The 15,736-nt window shown below is 69.7% G+C and carries 19 protein-coding genes and 1 pseudogene; 10 read left to right on the plus strand and 10 right to left on the minus strand.

The genetic code is table 11. The annotated features are described in order from the left end of the window. Positions 1–340: 340 nt before the first annotated feature. The 3 genes from hpt to NL114_RS02380 all read right to left on the minus strand — a co-directional run bounded on the left by hpt (position 341) and on the right by NL114_RS02380 (position 2,049). Entirely contained in the window at positions 341–907 is a 567-nt protein-coding gene (gene hpt / locus NL114_RS02370) for a hypoxanthine/guanine phosphoribosyltransferase (protein ID WP_254823204.1), read from the minus strand. A 58-nt stretch (positions 908–965) separates the two neighbouring features. Then, complete coding sequence (locus NL114_RS02375) at positions 966–1,472, minus strand: type IV pilin N-terminal domain-containing protein (RefSeq protein ID WP_254823205.1); 507 nt, start codon at positions 1,470–1,472, stop codon at positions 966–968. Between the two features lie 82 nt (positions 1,473–1,554). Further along, positions 1,555–2,049: a hypothetical protein gene (locus NL114_RS02380; RefSeq protein ID WP_254823206.1), complete on the minus strand. Its 495-nt coding sequence runs from the start codon at positions 2,047–2,049 to the stop codon at positions 1,555–1,557. A 140-nt stretch (positions 2,050–2,189) separates the two neighbouring features. Here NL114_RS02380 and mbhE point away from each other — a divergent pair, with 140 nt between their 5' ends. The 7 genes and pseudogenes from mbhE (at position 2,190) to mnhG (ending at position 8,904) form a co-directional block, all read left to right on the plus strand. Beyond that, positions 2,190–4,730 carry a hydrogen gas-evolving membrane-bound hydrogenase subunit E gene (gene mbhE, locus NL114_RS02385; RefSeq protein WP_254823207.1) on the plus strand — a complete coding sequence of 847 codons (2,541 nt, stop codon included), beginning with the start codon at positions 2,190–2,192 and terminating at the stop codon, positions 4,728–4,730. Continuing rightward, complete coding sequence (locus NL114_RS02390) at positions 4,727–5,197, plus strand: MnhB domain-containing protein (RefSeq protein WP_254823208.1); 471 nt, start codon at positions 4,727–4,729, stop codon at positions 5,195–5,197. The genes mbhE and NL114_RS02390 overlap by 4 nt, the downstream gene beginning before the upstream one ends. A gap of 112 nt (positions 5,198–5,309) precedes the next feature. Beyond that, positions 5,310–5,648: pseudogene (locus NL114_RS02395) on the plus strand (sodium:proton antiporter); the annotation flags it as partial. A 107-nt stretch (positions 5,649–5,755) separates the two neighbouring features. After that, positions 5,756–7,543, plus strand: coding sequence for a complex I subunit 5 family protein (locus NL114_RS02400; RefSeq protein ID WP_254823209.1), 1,788 nt, complete (start codon positions 5,756–5,758; stop codon positions 7,541–7,543). Next, positions 7,540–8,163 carry a Na+/H+ antiporter subunit E gene (locus tag NL114_RS02405; protein WP_254823210.1) on the plus strand — a complete coding sequence of 208 codons (624 nt, stop codon included), beginning with the start codon at positions 7,540–7,542 and terminating at the stop codon, positions 8,161–8,163. Before NL114_RS02400 ends, NL114_RS02405 begins: the two co-directional genes overlap by 4 nt. Beyond that, a complete protein-coding gene (locus tag NL114_RS02410; protein ID WP_254823211.1) occupies positions 8,153–8,440 on the plus strand; it encodes an MrpF/PhaF family protein in 288 nt (95 codons plus the stop codon). The genes NL114_RS02405 and NL114_RS02410 overlap by 11 nt, the downstream gene beginning before the upstream one ends. A 2-nt stretch (positions 8,441–8,442) precedes the next feature. Beyond that, positions 8,443–8,904, plus strand: a complete 462-nt coding sequence (gene mnhG, locus NL114_RS02415; protein ID WP_434084104.1) for a monovalent cation/H(+) antiporter subunit G — start codon at positions 8,443–8,445, stop codon at positions 8,902–8,904. A 30-nt stretch (positions 8,905–8,934) separates the two neighbouring features. On the opposite strand, the gene NL114_RS02420 is transcribed toward mnhG, so the two are convergent. The 3 genes from NL114_RS02420 to coaBC all read right to left on the minus strand — a co-directional run bounded on the left by NL114_RS02420 (position 8,935) and on the right by coaBC (position 11,417). Further along, positions 8,935–9,714: an SDR family NAD(P)-dependent oxidoreductase gene (locus tag NL114_RS02420; RefSeq protein ID WP_254823212.1), complete on the minus strand. Its 780-nt coding sequence runs from the start codon at positions 9,712–9,714 to the stop codon at positions 8,935–8,937. 52 nt (positions 9,715–9,766) lie between these two features. After that, complete coding sequence (locus NL114_RS02425) at positions 9,767–10,117, minus strand: DUF5518 domain-containing protein (protein WP_254823213.1); 351 nt, start codon at positions 10,115–10,117, stop codon at positions 9,767–9,769. A gap of 130 nt (positions 10,118–10,247) precedes the next feature. Further along, positions 10,248–11,417 carry a bifunctional phosphopantothenoylcysteine decarboxylase/phosphopantothenate--cysteine ligase CoaBC gene (coaBC, locus tag NL114_RS02430; protein ID WP_254823214.1) on the minus strand — a complete coding sequence of 390 codons (1,170 nt, stop codon included), beginning with the start codon at positions 11,415–11,417 and terminating at the stop codon, positions 10,248–10,250. 98 nt (positions 11,418–11,515) lie between these two features. Between coaBC and NL114_RS02435 the strand changes: the two genes are divergently transcribed. Beyond that, entirely contained in the window at positions 11,516–11,740 is a 225-nt protein-coding gene (locus NL114_RS02435) for a hypothetical protein (protein WP_254823215.1), read from the plus strand. 23 nt (positions 11,741–11,763) lie between these two features. Here NL114_RS02435 and NL114_RS02440 read toward each other — a convergent pair whose 3' ends face one another. Continuing rightward, positions 11,764–12,594 (minus strand): FAD-dependent oxidoreductase, encoded by an 831-nt coding sequence (locus tag NL114_RS02440; protein ID WP_254823216.1) that lies wholly within the window; start codon positions 12,592–12,594, stop codon positions 11,764–11,766. 82 nt (positions 12,595–12,676) lie between these two features. On the opposite strand from NL114_RS02440, the gene NL114_RS02445 reads away from it, so the two are divergent. Together NL114_RS02445 and NL114_RS02450 are read left to right on the plus strand one after the other, a co-directional pair. Continuing rightward, positions 12,677–13,210: an SRPBCC family protein gene (locus NL114_RS02445; protein ID WP_254823217.1), complete on the plus strand. Its 534-nt coding sequence runs from the start codon at positions 12,677–12,679 to the stop codon at positions 13,208–13,210. Positions 13,211–13,276: 66 nt separating this feature from the next. Next, entirely contained in the window at positions 13,277–13,573 is a 297-nt protein-coding gene (locus NL114_RS02450) for a DUF7967 family protein (protein ID WP_254823218.1), read from the plus strand. Between the two features lie 39 nt (positions 13,574–13,612). Here NL114_RS02450 and NL114_RS02455 read toward each other — a convergent pair whose 3' ends face one another. From NL114_RS02455 to NL114_RS02465, 3 genes are all read right to left on the minus strand, one after another. After that, positions 13,613–14,179: a plastocyanin/azurin family copper-binding protein gene (locus NL114_RS02455; RefSeq protein ID WP_254823219.1), complete on the minus strand. Its 567-nt coding sequence runs from the start codon at positions 14,177–14,179 to the stop codon at positions 13,613–13,615. 122 nt (positions 14,180–14,301) lie between these two features. Beyond that, positions 14,302–15,081: an NAD(+)/NADH kinase gene (locus NL114_RS02460; RefSeq protein WP_254823220.1), complete on the minus strand. Its 780-nt coding sequence runs from the start codon at positions 15,079–15,081 to the stop codon at positions 14,302–14,304. A gap of 163 nt (positions 15,082–15,244) precedes the next feature. Then, positions 15,245–15,688, minus strand: a complete 444-nt coding sequence (locus NL114_RS02465; RefSeq protein ID WP_254823221.1) for a DUF7313 family protein — start codon at positions 15,686–15,688, stop codon at positions 15,245–15,247. Between the last annotated feature and the right edge of the window lie 48 nt (positions 15,689–15,736).

The following is a 15,736-nucleotide window of genomic DNA, read 5'->3' on the forward strand; positions in this document are numbered from 1 at the left end:
GATAGTCGATTACCGAGTGTGGCCCAATCTTCCGCGAACTCGAGCGAGCGCTGCGCTGTCCCGGCGCTGTAGCGATTCGCGCGTGAGCGGTTGTAGCCGACTGGCAGGTCAGTCGAGGCACCATGTCCACCACATTCCGACACAGCGTCTATGCTGCGGGGGACGCCGCAGGTGTACCGGGATATTCGAGTTCGGATCGACCGAATACAGCCCCGTGAGATGTGATTCGCCGGCGCTTCGGACAATAGCCTGCCGGACCCCCCGTTCGACTGCTCGATAGAATCTGGTTGCGGTCTGCGCGCCCGGAATCCAACACTCGGGCTCGTTCTTGCTGTGTGGCTCAGCCGTCGCCGTTCTCGTCGACGATGACGACCTCGCCGTCCACGACATCGACGTTGATGAGCGTCTTGGCGTCGTGCTCGGTCTCCTCGAGCTTGTTCTCGCCGCCGACCTTCTTGATGACCGCGACCACGTCGGCGATCTCGGCGCCGACCTCGTCGAGTGCGCCGGTGATGGCCGTGAGGGTGCCGCCGGTCGAGAGCACGTCGTCCAGCACGAGCACGCGGTCGCCCGGCTCCACGTCGTTGATGTACATCTCCGACTCGGAGTAGCCGGTGACCTGCGAGAGCGCCACCTCGCCCTCCAGCCCGTACTGGCGCTTGCGGACGACGACCAGCGGGATGTCGGTCATCAGGGAGACGGCCGTGGAGATGTGGATGCCCATCGCGGCGGGCGTGACGATCTTGTCCACATCGAGGTCGGCCTTCCGGATGATGCTGATGACGATCTCCCGGAGGAGTTCCGGACGGAGCATCGGGACCCCGTCGCTGATGGGATGGACGAAGTAGTGGTAGCCATCCTTCTCGATTATCGGCGCATCCAGCAGGGACTGACGAAGCCGGTCCATGTCGCGGGTTGCGCGGCGGATGGTGAAAACTTGACGAAGCGGCCCGACGGTTCAACACTCAGGCGTCCGGCCCGCGCCAGGCCCCGACGATGACGGTCTTGCCCTGCGGGTTGGGCTCCTCCCAGCGGATGCGGAGTTCGGTATCGTCACCGACCTCGGACGGTTCGAGCGCGATGGTGTCACCCGCGATGAATCGCCCGTCGGGCCCACCCCCGCCGCCCCCCGTTGCGACGGCATCCAGGGGCTTCTCGTGGACGGCGCTACAGCTCGCCCCGTCCTTGCAGACGAGGTGGACGTGCTCACCTTCGAACCCGTTGCCGTCCTCGATACCGCCGCTCTCGGACTCGATGACGAGTTGCAGCTCCCGGTCGCTGTCACTGTCCACGTCCTCGTAGTTGTAGCCGAACGCGACGTTCGGTGCGGTGCCGCTCTCCTGCTGGAACGTCGTGAACGCGAACGCCGCGACGGACGTGCCGAGGATGAACGCGATGAGGACGATCAGGATGACCCCCGTCGACTCGCTCTGCCCGCGGTCGGGGCGGGCAAGCCGGTCGTGTTCCCCCATATCGACCCACTGCGAGCCGACCATATATTTAATCGGGTGTTGTCAGAGGATTAACGGAAGCTTTCGGGCCGTCGCCCCGGCCTCAGGCGGTGACCCGGACGGTCACGTTCGACGCGTGGATACGTCGAGTCCCGCGGTCGCTCCGGACGACGAGCGTGAGGTCGGCGGCGTAGCTGTCGTTCTCGATACGCTCGACCGCGAGCGTGGAGGGTTCGAGTGCGGCTCGGAAGGAGCCCTCCTGGGCCGTGCTCAGGACGTGGGCGGTACCGCGGGTGTGGCCGACGCCGTCGATGCGGAGCTTGTAGGTCAGTACCGGCCGCCCGGAGACGTTCGCCACGTCGACGGTCGCGTCGGGGACGACCAGCCGGTACCGGTCGGTTCCGTTCTCCGTGTAGCGGTCGAGCCGGGCGGTCGCCGGGGCGTCGAGAACCGTGGCGTCCATACCGCCCGTCGCGTACGCCGCTCGCTCGTCGCTCGACGCCAGTGACCGGATATCGGCGCCGTACGGGCCCGCGGCGAGTGCGATGCCGAAGCAGGCCGCGAGAAGGAGTGCGCCGGCGACGTGGGTCCGGTCCATCCAGACGGGACGACGACCGGGGCGGGCATACGTGTTCGGGGCACCGGTTCGCCGCCAGCACGACGGCGAACCGTGTTCGTGGCGACCGGCTGGAGCCCAATCGACAACCCTTATTGCCCGCCCGCGCCCGACTCGCAACCGTGCAACCGGACGCCGGCGTCCTCGTGGCCGCGCTCGCCCTGCCGTTCGTCGCGGCGCCGCTGGTCCCCGTGCTGTTCCGCGTGCTGGGCCAGCGCGTCGCCTTCTTCGCGGCCACGGTCGCGGCGGGCAGTTTCGGCCTGCTCGCGACCCAGTACGGCGCCCACGGCGCGGTCCAGCTCCCCTGGATCCCCTCGCTCGGCGTCACCCTCACGCTGTACGTCGACGGCCTCGCGCTGCTCATCGGTTTCCTGGCCAGCGGCGTCGGCGTCCTCGTCTTCACCTACTCGTATGGCTACATGGCCCACGAGCACGGCCACGTCAAGTACTACGCCACGCTGCTCGCGTTCATGGGGTCGATGCTCGGCGTCGCCTTCGCCGCCGACCTGCTGGCCCTGTTCGTCTTCTGGGAGCTCACGTCGGTCACCTCCTTCCTCCTCATCGGCCACCACCAGCGCGAGGCCGACTCGCAGTACGCCGCCCGCAAGTCGATGCTCATCACGGTCGCGGGCGGCCTGTTCATGCTCGCGGGTTTTCTCGTCCTCGCGTTCGCCTCGGGTGATACCGCTGCGGGCCGGACCTTCGTCCTCATCGGGACCTCGGACTCGCTCATCGCCAACGGCGAGGCCGTCCGCGAGGCCCTGCGCGCCGCGGGCCTGTTCGTGCCCGCGCTCGCGCTCGTCGCGGTGGGCGCGGTCACCAAATCCGCACAGGCGCCCTTCCACGTCTGGCTCCCGAACGCGATGGAGGCGCCCACGCCCGTCTCGGCGTTCCTCCACAGCGCGACGATGGTCAAGGCGGGTGTCTACCTCGTCGGGCGCTTCCGGCCGCTGTTCGTCCCCGACCTGCCCGCGGTTCCGGAGTGGACGCTCCTGCTCGCGACGCTCGGGCTCGTCTCGATGACCATCACGGCTATCCTCGCCGTGGGGGCGACCGACATCAAGGAACTGCTCGCGTACTCCACCGCCTCCCATCTCGGCCTCATCATCGCGGGCTACGGGCTGGCAGGCGCCGAGGCGCTCGAACTCGGGGCCGAGACGGGCGCGTTCCACATCTTCAACCACGCCGTCTTCAAGGCGACCCTGTTCCTCGTCGCGGGAATCGTCGCCCACGAGGCCCACACGCGGAAGATATCCGAACTGGGCGGGCTCCGAAAGGACCTCCCCATCGTGGCGGGCATCACGGGTATCGCCGCGCTGGGGATGGCCGGCGTCCCGCCGTTCAACGGCTTCTGGTCGAAGGAACTGCTCTTCGAGACGACCTACTACGTCGCGACGGCCAACGGCGGCTGGTTCTGGCTCTACCCCGCCATCGCCGTCTTCGGGAGCGTGTTCACGTTCCTCTACTCCCTGAAGTTCCTCTCGCTGTTCTTCGGCGACCGGCCCGAGGCCCTCGCGGATGTCGACGTCCACCGGCCGCCGCTCTCGATGCTCGCGCCGCCCGCGCTCCTTGCGGGCATCGCTATCGTCGCCGGCGTCGTCCCGCAGGTCGCCATCGACGCCATCGTCCAGTCGGCGTTCGAGGCGAGCGTCCCGGTCGGCGTCGAGGCCCACTCGCTGAAGCTGTCGATTCCGAAGCTGTTCAGCTTCACGCCGTACCTCGGGATGAGCCTCCTGACAATCGCCCTGGGCGCGGTCGCGTACCCGTTCTACGACCGCCTCCACGCGGGCGTCCGCCGCGCCCGCGCCGTGCCCTACACGAGCCCGAACCGGTACTACGACTCGCTCACCGAGGGTGCGAACGGCGTCTCCCGCCGGGTCGCCATCGCCGTCCACGGCGGTGCGTTCCGGACGTACGCTGCCCCGCTGCTCCTCGCGACCGCGACCATCACGCTCGCCGGATACGCCGCGGCGGGCACTATCTCCGTCGAGGGCGTCGGCGCACTGCCGTCGGCACCGCTCGCGCTCGTCCTCGGCGTCGCCGTCGTCGGCGCGCTGGCCGTCGCCCGCGCGCCCTCGCACATCGCGGGCGTGCTCACGCTCTCCATCCTCGGGTTCATGGTCGCCATCGTCTACATCCTCGCGAACGCGCCCGACCTCGCGCTGACCCAGCTCGTCATCGAGACGCTCGTGCTGGTCATCTTCCTGCTCGTCCTCGACAAGCTCCCGGCGTACTACGGGGAGATACGCAGCCGCGCCCGGACGGTCGCGGACGCCGCGCTCGCGTCACTCGTCGGCTTCACGGTCTTCGCGACGGTCATCATCGCGACGAGCGCACAGCCCGACGGCCCCATCTTCGAGTACTTCCTCGCCCGCGCAGGCGTGCCCGCCGAGCACGGCCCCGTCTTCGCCGACTACGGCGGCGGGAGCAACGTCGTCAACGTCATCCTCGTCGACTTCCGGGCGTTCGACACGCTCGGTGAGATATCCGTCGTGGCGATGGCCGCGCTCTCGGTGCTGACGCTCATCGGGATGCGTGCCCAGACGGACGCGGGTGTCGAGAATCCCGAGGTGACCGAGGGGGAGGAGGGCGCTGCCGTTGCGGACGGCGGCACCCCTGACGGGTCGTCGGCCGGGGACCGGAACGGAGGTGACGCCCGATGAGCCAGGAGCGCGAGCCGACCGTCATCGCGAAGACGGTCACCAGGACGGTCGTCCCCATCATCGCCGTCACCGCTGTCGCCCTCCTCATCCAGGGTCACAACCTGCCGGGCGGCGGGTTCATCGCGGGCGTCCTGACGGCGACGGCGTTCGTCCTGATGTACGTCATCTACGGCATCGAGACGGTCCGGCGCGACCTCGTCACGCGCTCGGAGGGGTACGGACTCCTCTCGGGGCCGACGGAGTCGTACGAGCGGACGTTCGCCGTCGGCCTCGCGCTGGCGGTCGCCTCGGGGGTCGCCGCGATGTTCTTCGAGGTGCCGTTCCTGACGCAGGCGGTCGTCTTCCTCGAGGGCGTCCCTCTGTACGGCACGCTGGAGTACGCCTCCGCGCTGGCGTTCGACCTCGGCGTCTACTTCGTCGTCGTCGGGTCGCTCCTGACGATCCTCGCGGTGGTGGGCAAGGAATGATGAATCTCGAAACCTACACCGTTACGACCGAGCTTCGGCGCCATCTGAAATATCGTCGGGATATTCTGAAAATATCTGACATCCGCGGCGAATCGACGGGGGTGACGGCCTGATGGCGGAGGTCGTCCTCGCGCTCGCGCTGGGCCTGCTGTTCGCGCTCGGGACGTTCCTCGTCCTCCGGCGGGACGTGGTCCGGGTCGTCTGGGGCGTGACCATCATCTCGCAGGCGGCGAACCTCTACCTCGTCACGATGGGCTTCGGTCTCACGGGCGCCGAGGGTGCCGACGCGCCGATTCTGACGGGCGGGGCCGAGGCACCGTTCGCCGACCCGCTGGTGCAGGCCCTGGTCCTGACGGCCATCGTCATCGGCTTCGGGACGACCGCGTTCGCGCTCGTGCTCACCTTCCGCGTCTACGAGGAGAACGGCACCATCGACCTCGAGGAACTCGCCTCGAACCCCTTCGAGGGGCCGCAGGCGGCTGCCGCCGAGGCACGGGCGGACGGCGGGCGGCCCGAATCGGATCGCGGGGACGACCCCGCCGACGGGGGTGACCACTGATGGCGCCGGCACAGGTCGTCATCGCGCCGCTGCTGGCCGCGCTCGTGACGGCCATCCTCGCGCTCCTGACGCGCTGGAGTCCGCAGGTCCAGCGGACGCTCTCGGTCGCGGGCGCCGTGGCCTACGTCGTCGGCGTCGCCGCGCTGTTCCGGGCGGTCCGGCTCGACCCGGACAACCGCCTCGTCTACCAGGTGTCGAACTGGGACGCCCCGTTCGGCATCACGCTCGTCGCGGACCCGCTGTCCGTGCTGTTGCTCGCGCTCGCGGCGGTCGTCTCGCTCGTCGCCACCGTCTACAGCGTCCGTGCCATCGACCGCGAGGGCCAGCGCCTCTCCTACCACGCGCTGTATCACTTCATGGTCGTCGGCATCACGGGCGCGTTCCTCACCGGCGACATCTTCAACCTGTTCGTCTGGTTCGAGGTGATGCTGATGTCCTCGTACGTGCTGGTGGCGTTCTACAGCGGCCCCGACAGCACCCGCGCCGCGCTCCAGTACGCCGTCCTCAACCTGCTCGGGAGCGCGGTCATGCTCCTGGCCATCGGCGGCCTCTACGCCACGACCGGGACGCTCAACATGGCCGACATGGCCCGCCGGCTCGCCGAGCCCGCCGCGTACGGCATCGACCCGGCGCCCGTCCTCGGGCTCTCGGCGGTCCTGCTCGTCGTCTTCCTCCTGAAGGCAGGGGTCGTCCCGTTCCAGTTCTGGGTGCCCGACGCCTATCGGGCCGCACCGGCACCGGCGACGGCGATGCTCGCCGGCGTGGTGAAGAAGGTCGGCGTCTACGCCGTCATCCGGCTCTACTTCACGGTCTTCGCGGCCGCGCCGCTGGCCGTCTCGCTCCCCGGCATCGAGGGGGGGCCGGAGCTGGGCTTCCTCGCCTTCTTCGGCCCCATCCTCTTCCTCATGGCGGCCGCCAGCACCGTCCTCGGCGGCATCGGCGCCATCGACCAGCCCGACATGGAAGGCCTGCTGGCGTACTCCTCCATCGGGCAGGTCGGCTTCATCATGCTCCCGCTCGCGGTGGCGGCGACCGCGACCGACCCGGCGGTCCGTACCCTCGGCATCGCGGCCGCGCTCGTCTACAGTATCAACCACGGGCTGGCGAAGGGACTGCTGTTCATGGCCGTCGGCGCCGTCGAGGACGCGGTCGGCTCCACGCGGCTGTCCGACCTCGGCGGCCTGGCGGAGGCGGCGCCGGTCCTGTCGGGTGCCTTCCTCATCGGCGCGCTCTCGCTGGTCGGTATCCCGCCGCTGACGGGCTTCTTCGCGAAGCTCCTCGTCTTCGACACGGCCGTCCGTGCCGGGGCACCGCTCGCGCTGGCGGTCGCACTCGTCGGCGCGGTCCTCACCATCGCATACGTGACCCGCGCGTGGAACCGCGCCTTCTGGGGCGACCCCGGTCCCCGGGTCCGTGCCGCGGCGGTCGCCGCGCTGGCCGGGTCGAGCAGGGATTCAGAGGACACCGCGCTGGCGGACGGCGGGCAGGCGGGCGACAACGACGACGACCACGGTGACGACGTGTCGGCTGCTGCGAGCATCGCCGACCCCGTCCTCGTGACCTGCACGCTGGCGCTGGCGGTCCTGCTGGTGGCGCTCGGGATCGGCTTCGACCCGCTCTACACGGCCACCACACAGGCCGCGAGCGCCGCCCTCGACACGGGCGCCTACGTCGACGCCGTCGACCCGACGACCGCGGGCGAGGCCCTCGCCGGCGACGGCGGCGGCAGTGGCGGTGGCCACGATATCGAGACGCTCCGTGCCCTGTTCGGAGGTGGCGGTCAGTGACCCGTCGCTGGCTCGCGAACGCCGTCGCGCTGGCGGTCCTGTGGCTGTTCGTCCGCGGTGTCGACCCGACGCCGCTCCCGGGCGGCCTGGTCATCATCGCCGAGGAGTTCATCATCGGCCTGCTCGTGGGGGTTCCGACGGCGTTCGCGCTCCGGGCGTTCTACGCGGACGAGTTCGCCGTCCGCCCCTCGCTCCGGGTCGTCCCCTACGCCGTTCGGTACGTCGCGGTCTTCATCCGGGAGCTGCTGACGGCGAACATCGACGTGGCCTACCGGGTCCTCGCGCCGTCGATGCCCATCGAACCCGACGTCATCGCAGTGCCGCTCCGCGTCGAGTCCGACGCCGCCATCACCACCATCGCGAACTCCATCACGCTCACCCCCGGCACGCTCACCATGGACCACGACGCCGAGACCAACACGCTGTACGTGCACGCCATCAACTGTCAGGACCAGGCATCCGTCGTCGCCCCCATCCGGACCTGGGAGGACTACGCGCTGGTCATCTTCGAGGGGCGCGACCCCTCGACGCCGGTTCCCGGTCCCGAACCCGGACAGCCGTCGGCCGACGGCGGCACGCCCGGACCGGCGGCGAGCGGAGGTGACTCCGATGGCCAGTGAGGCCGCGTTCCTCGACCCCGTTCTGCTGGCGGCGCTCGTCCTCTCGGCGGCCATCACGCTGGTCGCGGGCTACCGGGTCATCGTCGGCCCGACGACGCCGGACCGCGTCGTGGCGCTGGACGTCATCGGGACGAACGTGGTCGCCATCGCCGCGCTGTACGCGATGTTCTCCGCCCGGGGCCTCTTCGCCGACGTGGCGCTCGTGCTCGCCATCATCGGCTTCATCAGCACCATCACCGTCGCGCGCTACGTGACCGAGGGGGACATCATCGAGTGACCATGTTCGACACCACCACCGCGCCGACCGCGCTCGCCCACATGCTCGACCCCGTCGTGCTCGTCTCGGAGAGCGGTGGGCCCCCGGCGGTCGGCCCCATCAGAGGGGCTGTCGTCGTCGCGCTCGTCGCGCTCGGGGCCTTCTTCCTCATCGTGGGGACCGTCGGCCTCGTCCGGCTCCCGGACATCTACAACCGGATGCACGCGACCAGCAAGGCGACCACCATCGGCGCCGCGTCCATCCTGCTGGCCAACACGGCCTACTTCGGGCCGCGTGGGGCCGGACTCGTCTCGCTGGTCGGCATCGTCTTCCTGTTCGTCACCGCCCCGACGGGGTCGCATATGATCAGTCGGGCCGCCCAGCGGATGGGTGTCGACTTCGCCGGCGACGTGACCTGGCCGGGTGCGAGCGACGATGTCGACGACCCCACCGAGTCCGACGGGACCGAACCGGCTGACGACTGAGCACCAGGGCCACGCTCTCCCCTCACGCTCTCAGTACCAGGTCATCCCGGCGTCGATGCCGATCTCCTGTGCCGTGATATGTCGACCGCGCTCGCTGGCGAGGTACGCCACCTGCTCGGCGACCTCCTCGGCGTCGGTCATGTAGTCGGGGAGTGCGAAGTCGTCGGGACCCATGGTGGCCGGTTCGGCGCGCTCGACGTCAGCGAGTTCGGCCTGTTTCGCGACGACATCCTCGATGCGTGGTCCCTCGACCGGCCCCGGCAGGACCGTGTTGACGGTGACGCCGTCCCGGCCTAGCTCGTAGGCCAGCGTCCGCGTCATCCCGACGAGCGCCATCTTCGAGGCCGCGTACGGGAGCCGGTTGACGTACGGGCGTTTGCCGCCGACGGAGCCGATGTTGACGACGCTCCCTCGCTCGGACTCCCGGAGGGGCTCCTCCGCGTGTTTCGCACAGAGGAACGGCCCGACCACGTTCACCTCCTGCGTGTGCCGGAAGTCGTCGGCGTCGATGCGGTGGACCGGCTCCACCGGGCCACCGATACCGGCGTTGTTGACGAGGCAGTCCAGTCCGCCGAACTCCTCGACGGTCGCCTCGACGACCGCGGCCACGTCGTCCTCGTCGGTCACGTCCGTCTCGACCGCGACGGCTGCTCCGCCCGCGTCCGCGACCATGTCGGCGGTCTCGTCGATGGCGTCCCCGCTGCGGGCCGCACAGACGACGTTGGCGCCGTGGCTCCCGAACGTCGTGGCTATCTCCCGACCGATTCCCTGCGAGGCACCCGTCACGAGCGCCGTCGTTCCCTCGAGCATTGTCGAGCCGTCGACCGGCCGGCGAGTAAGCGTTCGCGTCCCGGCGAAGGACTCAGGCCGTGGTGTACCGGGAGCGTGTCCGGACGTACCCCCCGACGACGCTCCCGATGACCGAGACGCTGACCGCGTACAGGCCGGCCAGGAGAATCCAGACGATGCCCACCGTCGGGATGAGCGTCAGTAGCGTCGTCATGTCGTAGCCGGGTGAACCCCACACCAGGGACAGCCCCGATCCACCCACCACGAGCGTGGCGAGCACGGTCAGGACCCCACCGGCCCGGGCGCCTGCCCGGAGGCGGTCGCTCATCCGACCCGTCGTCCGGTACCCTACCACGAAGCCGACCGTCAGCGGGACCAGTGCCGTCCCCGCCGCGACGACGGCCGGCAGGAGATACCTGCTCATCGACCCCCAATCGGGAAGCGGAGACATACCTGTTGAACGAGTGTTCAGCAAGTAGTTCTTTTTGCCGGTTTTGACCGGGCATTCAATAGGGCCGGGGAGCCTGGTCGCTCCCGCAGCCACCGGGCACACGCTAGCCGTCGTCGGGGTCGTCGAGTTCGGCGGCGAGTTCCTCCGCCACCCGGATGCCGAGTGCGTCCTTGCTTCCCACGAACTCCGTGATGCTCGAACCGCGGACGAACAGCGTCCGGGTCTCGGCGTCTCCCAGGACGGAGGCGTCGTTCCCGACGACGAACGCCAGCCCCGCCCGGTCGAGGGTCTCGCGCGCCCTCGCGACGAGTTCGTCGTCGTCGCCGCTCGTCTCCAGTTTGAAGCCGACGACCGTGAGGTCCGGATACTCCTCGCCGACGGTGTCGATGAGCTTCGGTGTCGGCTCCAGTTCGAGCGTCAGCTCCTGACCCGAGCGGAGCTTCTCCTCGCTCGGCGCGACCGTGTAGTCGGAGATTGCGGCCGCGCTCACCAGTGCGTCCGCGTCGTCGGCGTGGGCGCGTACGCCGTCGAGCATCTCGGCGGCACTCTCGACCTGCTCGACGGCCGCGTACGTCGTATCCGGGCCGTCGTGGACCAGCGTCACGTCCGCCCCGAGGACGTAGCACGCCCGCGCGACGGCGCGGCCGGTCCGCCCGGAGGCACGGTTGGTGATGGTTCTGACGGGGTCGATGCGCTCGCTCGTCGCGCCGCTCGTGACGACGACGTGCCGGCCGGCCAGCGGCGTCGACCCCGCCGCGCGAGCGACCTCGGTCACGATGTCGTCCTCGGCGGCGATCTTCGCCTTCCCCTCCTCCAGCCGCGGGTCGACGAAATCGACACCCCACTCCTCGAGGCGGTCGAGCGACGCCAGGACACCCGGATGGTCGTACATCGGCTCGTGCATCGCCGGCGCGACCACCACGGGGATATCCGTGCCGAGCGCCACCGTCGCGCAGGTCGTGACGGGCGTGTCGTCGACCGCGGCGGCCATCTTGCCGACGGTGTTGGCGGTGGCCGGGGCCACGAGGAACACGTCCGCCCAGCCGTCACGCCCGCAGAGCTCGACGTGCTCGACGGCGCCCGTGATCTCCGTGACCACGTCGTTCTCGGTGGCGAACTCCAGTGCCCACGGGTGGATGATGCCCGTCGCGGCGTCGGTGGTGACCGCACGCACCTCGGCCCCGTGGCGTCGCAGCTCGTGTGCCAGCTCGACCGTCTTCACCGCCGCGATGGAGCCCGACACCCCCAGCGCGACGTTCACACCCTCCAGCATAGCCCGCCGTTGATGCCTGGGGGTATTGAGTCCCCCGCACGACGCGTGCGGGGCCAGCCGACGAAAGATATAACCACCTGCTGAACGCCCGGTCAAGTATGCGCCAGGCGAACGTCGTCACCGGGCCGGCCCTCGCCCTGCTCGGGCTGGTCATGCTCGCGGCGGCACCGGTACTGGGCGAGCGCGGCTGCCTCGTCGGCTCGCTCACCACGGGCGCCTGCGGCACCGGCGGCGACCTGATGGTCGCGCTCGGCGTCACGCTGGGGCTCATCTTCCTCCTCCTCGGCTACGCCGCCTTCACGCGTGGCCTGACCGGCTACTGAAGCCTCCGCGTCCCGCCGCCCCGCTACTCGTCGCCCTCCCCCTCCGTTCCTGCCTCCCGCGCTCGCTTCGCGACCACGCTCGGGTGCATCGTCGGCTCGTCGGGGTGGGGCTCGGCGAACGCCTCCCGCATCCGCTCGATGGACGCCTGCTCGCGGCGCTCGCGCTCCTCGGCGGGGACCTCCTCGCAGCCCGGCGGCACGTCGCGGTCGCGCTCGGTGAAGTACCCCTCCGGGACGACCCAGTCGTGGTAGAAGGGCACCTCGCTGTCCTCGACGACTGCGAGGCCGACCTCCGCGCCGTGACCGGCGCAGACGGCGGTCTGGTGGGCCTTCGTCGCCAGTCGCCCGGCCGCGTACAGCCCCTCCACGGCCGTCCGGCCGCAGTCGTCGTCCGTGTCGACGTAGGTCTTCGACCCGCGGTCGAGGAGGGCGACGCCACTGTCCTCGAGATACGAGGCGTCGCTCCAGGACGATGCCACGACGAACGGCGCCGTCAGGACCGTCTCGTCGTCCGTCCGCTCGACTCTGACGGCGTGTGCGTCCTCGTCCGGGTCGATGTCCGTCACGCGCCCCTCGAGGAACGCCGCCCCGTTCGCCCCCGCCTGCTCGGCGAGCAGGTCGAGGAACAGGCGCGCGTTCACGCCGGCCGGGAAGCCGGGGACGTTCTCGAGGTGCGCGTTCCGTCGGAGGATGGACTCGCCGTCATCAATCACGAGCGTCTCCAGCCCGGCACGCGCCGTGAAGGTCGCTGCCATCAGCCCGGAAACGCCACCGCCGACGACGATGACATCCGGGTCCGTGGGTGGTTCGTCGCTGGGCGCACGCTCGGCCGTCGTATCGTCGGTCTCGCTCATATCTGCAGTCGACCACCGGCCGACAGGAACCTGACGATTCGTCCCACGGAACGCTTACGGCCGCGCGGGGCGACGCCCGGACGTGGACACCGTCGAGGTCAGTACCGTCGTCTACATCCCGCCCGCGGAGGCCCACGAGTTCCTGGTGGACTTCCCGGGGTACGCCCGGTACTCGGAGTATCTCGACCGGGTCGACCAGCACGGCGACGGCAGCCCCGGCACGGAGTACGACCTCCACTTCTCGTGGTGGAAGCTACACTACACCGCCCGGTCACGCGTGGTCGCGGTGGAGCCGCCGGACCGGCTGGACTGGACGGTCGTCAAGGACATCGACGCGCGCGGCCGCTGGGTGGTCGAGGAACTCCCCGACGAGGAGGTGCCACCCGACCGGGCACACGCGACCCGCGTGCGGCTGCAGATACAGTTCTTCCCCGACTCGGCCGACGAGAACGCCGTCGACCTCCCCCGGTTCGTCTCCATCGGCTGGGTCGTCGAGAGGGTGAAACCCCTCATCCAGGAGGAGGCCGAGCGCATCGTCCGGCGTATCGTCGCCGACCTCGAAGGCGAACCGCGGGACGTGGACCTGGAGATCCACACCACCCCGGATTCGGTCTGACGGCGACTGTCCCGCACTGTGGGATTCGGCGGAACGCGAATACCACTTCGTCCCGTATTCGTACGCATGAGTGGAACTGAAGCCCGGACGGACGCCGAGACGGTTCGCGTGTGGCTCGTCGAGCGGACCTACTCCGACGACGAACAGAACCTCATCATCAGTACCTACGCCACGCCCGACGGCGCGCGCTACTACCGCCAGGAGCGCGCCCTGACGACGTTCTCGGGGACCGACAGCGGAACGCCGGTCGCCCGCGAGGTCGCCGTCTCGGACCTCGGGACGAGTGACCCCGACGAACGCGAGCGCTACGCGGCCGAGGCCGCCCGGATGGCCGAGACACACGAGCAGGACGACAAGCTCTGAGGAGCAATCGAGCGGACAGCAGAAGAGATGTTACCGGCGTTACTCGTCGGGCGTCTCGTAATCTCCCCCATATTTCATGAAAAAGTAAGCCAATCCGAGCGTCGAGACCATCCCGAAGCCGGTGGCGATGCCGAGCGTCTTCGCCGAGTCCGGAATCTGCGGTGGGCCGCTGGCCGGCTCCGGGGTCGGCGAGGAGCCGTCCTCGTTGACGACGATTTTACCGGCCATTCCGGGGGCGTGCGGGAAGCAGACGTACTCGTACTCGCCCTTCGTCTCGAACGTGTGTTCGTAGGTGTGCCCCTCGTTGTACGTCTTCGTCTCGGCTCCCTCGGTCCCCTCCCAGCCAGCGCCCTCGGGCTGGGAGTTGACGACGATGTTGTGGTTGTTGGAGTCCCACTCCCACTTGACCGTCTCGCCGGCGGCGACGTAGACGGTCGCGGGTTCGAAGACGAGGTCGCCACCGGGGCCGACGGTGACGGTGGCGGCCTGGGCCGCGGCGCTCCCGCTCGTGACGGCCACACCACCCGCGGCGGCGGCACCGCCGGTCGCCGCGCGGAGGAAGCCGCGACGGCTCACGTGCCCGGCGGACGAATCGTGTCCTGTCATGCCCGTTCCTAACTACTACCCGCCCCTGAATATATCGGTTCGCGGCCGACACGGTAGCCCCCGACAGCCCATGCTCCGGCGTCGGGAGCGGGCCACCGCGACGTGCGGTGCCCGTCCGGGCGCTATCGTTCGACCGGGATCGCCCGTTCCTCGAACGCCGACCGGCCCTCGGGGACCCGGAGGAGCCGGATGTCGTCGACCGGGCGGACGTGTACGTCCTCACCGGCGGGGACGTTACCGGCAGGCCGGCCGTCGGCGAGCAGTTCGACGGGCGCCTCGTCACGGTCGACCCGGAGGGCGACCGAGTCGTCGGCCAGCACCCAGTGGTCCGTATCCGTCGCGAACGGTGATATCGGAACGACCCCGACCACACCGGTTTCGGGCCCGACAACCGGCCCGCCGGCGGCCCGCGCGTAGTCGGGGCTCCCGGCCGGCGTCGCGACCACGACCCCGTCCGCGCGGAACTGCCGCACCGTCGCCGCCCCCGAACGGACGGTGTACTCGGAGATGCGCGCGGCCTCCTCGGTCACCAGCGTCAGGTCGAACAGCGCGCGGGTCTCCGCCAGCGCCCCGGTCGCGCCGAGCACCGGATGCTCGACGACCTCGAACTCGCCCGCGACGAGCGACCCGACCCCCCGCTCGATAGCCGACGAGGGGATCGCACCGACCCCCGACACCGCACCCGCGGGCAGCACCGCCGCCGAGACGCCGTGTCGCACCAGCGACACCAGCGCCGCCTCACCGACCGTCACGATGGCGTCGACGCTCCGCTCCTCGGCCATCGCGCGGGCCCCGCCCTCGACGGTGTCGAGGCCCGCACGCTCGGCAGCCCCCAGCGCGGCCCGGGCCACCGCCCCCTCGCCGACCACGCCCAGCCGCCGGAGGACCCCCTCGTCGCTCATGTCGGGAACCGTCGGCGGGCGGCGACATAAGCCCCCGGAAAGGCAGTGTTCACGTCACACGCTCGCCGGACCGCCGGCAGTCCCCGTCGAGCGACGCGTCGCTCTGGGATACGGATGTGTCCTGGCGCGGAGAAGGCGATAGTCCGAGCAGTTCGGCCGTGATTCAGACGATGGACGACCAGACCGGCTTGATGATGAAGAAGAGGGTCTGGTAGCCGATGTACATCAGGGCCAGGATGGACGCGGCGATGGCACCCTTCGGCCGCTCGATGTCGATCTCGCGGCGTGCCTCCACCTTGCGGGACTCGAACTCGAACAGGTCCGTGAGGAACAGGCCGAGGACGATGATGGAGAACACCATCCCGCCGTGGTGGTGGACCGTCATGTAGTAGAACGCCCCGACCAGCAGCAGGACGTTCGTCGCGATACGGACCGGATGTCGGCTGACGGCGTCGGCGCCGCCCTCGGCCACCTGGCTCTTGATGCGCTCGTACTCCAGCGCGCGAGCGCCGATGTTGACGACCAGCAGCACCAGCAGGACGTACTCGATGTACGGCCCGACGACGGTGTCCACGGGACCGAAGAGGTTGACGAGTGGCTCGGCCATACCTCACGTTCGGTCGTATGCGCGTTTCAAACTTTCCAATCCCCGGCC

It is taken from the genome of Haloglomus halophilum, from assembly GCF_024298885.1.
In the GTDB taxonomy this organism is placed as follows: domain Archaea; phylum Halobacteriota; class Halobacteria; order Halobacteriales; family Haloarculaceae; genus Haloglomus; species Haloglomus halophilum.

Bases quoted from the DNA above. Each gene is read 5' to 3' on its own strand.
- NL114_RS02460 (WP_254823220.1), bottom strand. From the start codon at position 15,081: ATGAGCGACGAGGGGGTCCTCCGGCGGCTGGGCGTGGTCGGCGAGGGG.
- coaBC (WP_254823214.1), bottom strand. From the start codon at position 11,417: ATGCTGGAGGGTGTGAACGTCGCGCTGGGGGTGTCGGGCTCCATCGCG.
- NL114_RS02390 (WP_254823208.1), top strand. From the start codon at position 4,727: ATGAGCCAGGAGCGCGAGCCGACCGTCATCGCGAAGACGGTCACCAGG.
- NL114_RS02435 (WP_254823215.1), top strand. From the start codon at position 11,516: ATGCGCCAGGCGAACGTCGTCACCGGGCCGGCCCTCGCCCTGCTCGGG.
- NL114_RS02425 (WP_254823213.1), bottom strand. From the start codon at position 10,117: ATGAGCAGGTATCTCCTGCCGGCCGTCGTCGCGGCGGGGACGGCACTG.
- mnhG (WP_434084104.1), top strand. From the start codon at position 8,443: ATGTTCGACACCACCACCGCGCCGACCGCGCTCGCCCACATGCTCGAC.
- NL114_RS02450 (WP_254823218.1), top strand. From the start codon at position 13,277: ATGAGTGGAACTGAAGCCCGGACGGACGCCGAGACGGTTCGCGTGTGG.
- NL114_RS02465 (WP_254823221.1), bottom strand. From the start codon at position 15,688: ATGGCCGAGCCACTCGTCAACCTCTTCGGTCCCGTGGACACCGTCGTC.
- NL114_RS02375 (WP_254823205.1), bottom strand. From the start codon at position 1,472: ATGGGGGAACACGACCGGCTTGCCCGCCCCGACCGCGGGCAGAGCGAG.
- NL114_RS02380 (WP_254823206.1), bottom strand. From the start codon at position 2,049: ATGGACCGGACCCACGTCGCCGGCGCACTCCTTCTCGCGGCCTGCTTC.
- hpt (WP_254823204.1), bottom strand. From the start codon at position 907: ATGGACCGGCTTCGTCAGTCCCTGCTGGATGCGCCGATAATCGAGAAG.
- NL114_RS02400 (WP_254823209.1), top strand. From the start codon at position 5,756: ATGGCGCCGGCACAGGTCGTCATCGCGCCGCTGCTGGCCGCGCTCGTG.
- NL114_RS02455 (WP_254823219.1), bottom strand. From the start codon at position 14,179: ATGACAGGACACGATTCGTCCGCCGGGCACGTGAGCCGTCGCGGCTTC.
- NL114_RS02440 (WP_254823216.1), bottom strand. From the start codon at position 12,594: ATGAGCGAGACCGACGATACGACGGCCGAGCGTGCGCCCAGCGACGAA.
- NL114_RS02420 (WP_254823212.1), bottom strand. From the start codon at position 9,714: ATGCTCGAGGGAACGACGGCGCTCGTGACGGGTGCCTCGCAGGGAATC.
- NL114_RS02410 (WP_254823211.1), top strand. From the start codon at position 8,153: ATGGCCAGTGAGGCCGCGTTCCTCGACCCCGTTCTGCTGGCGGCGCTC.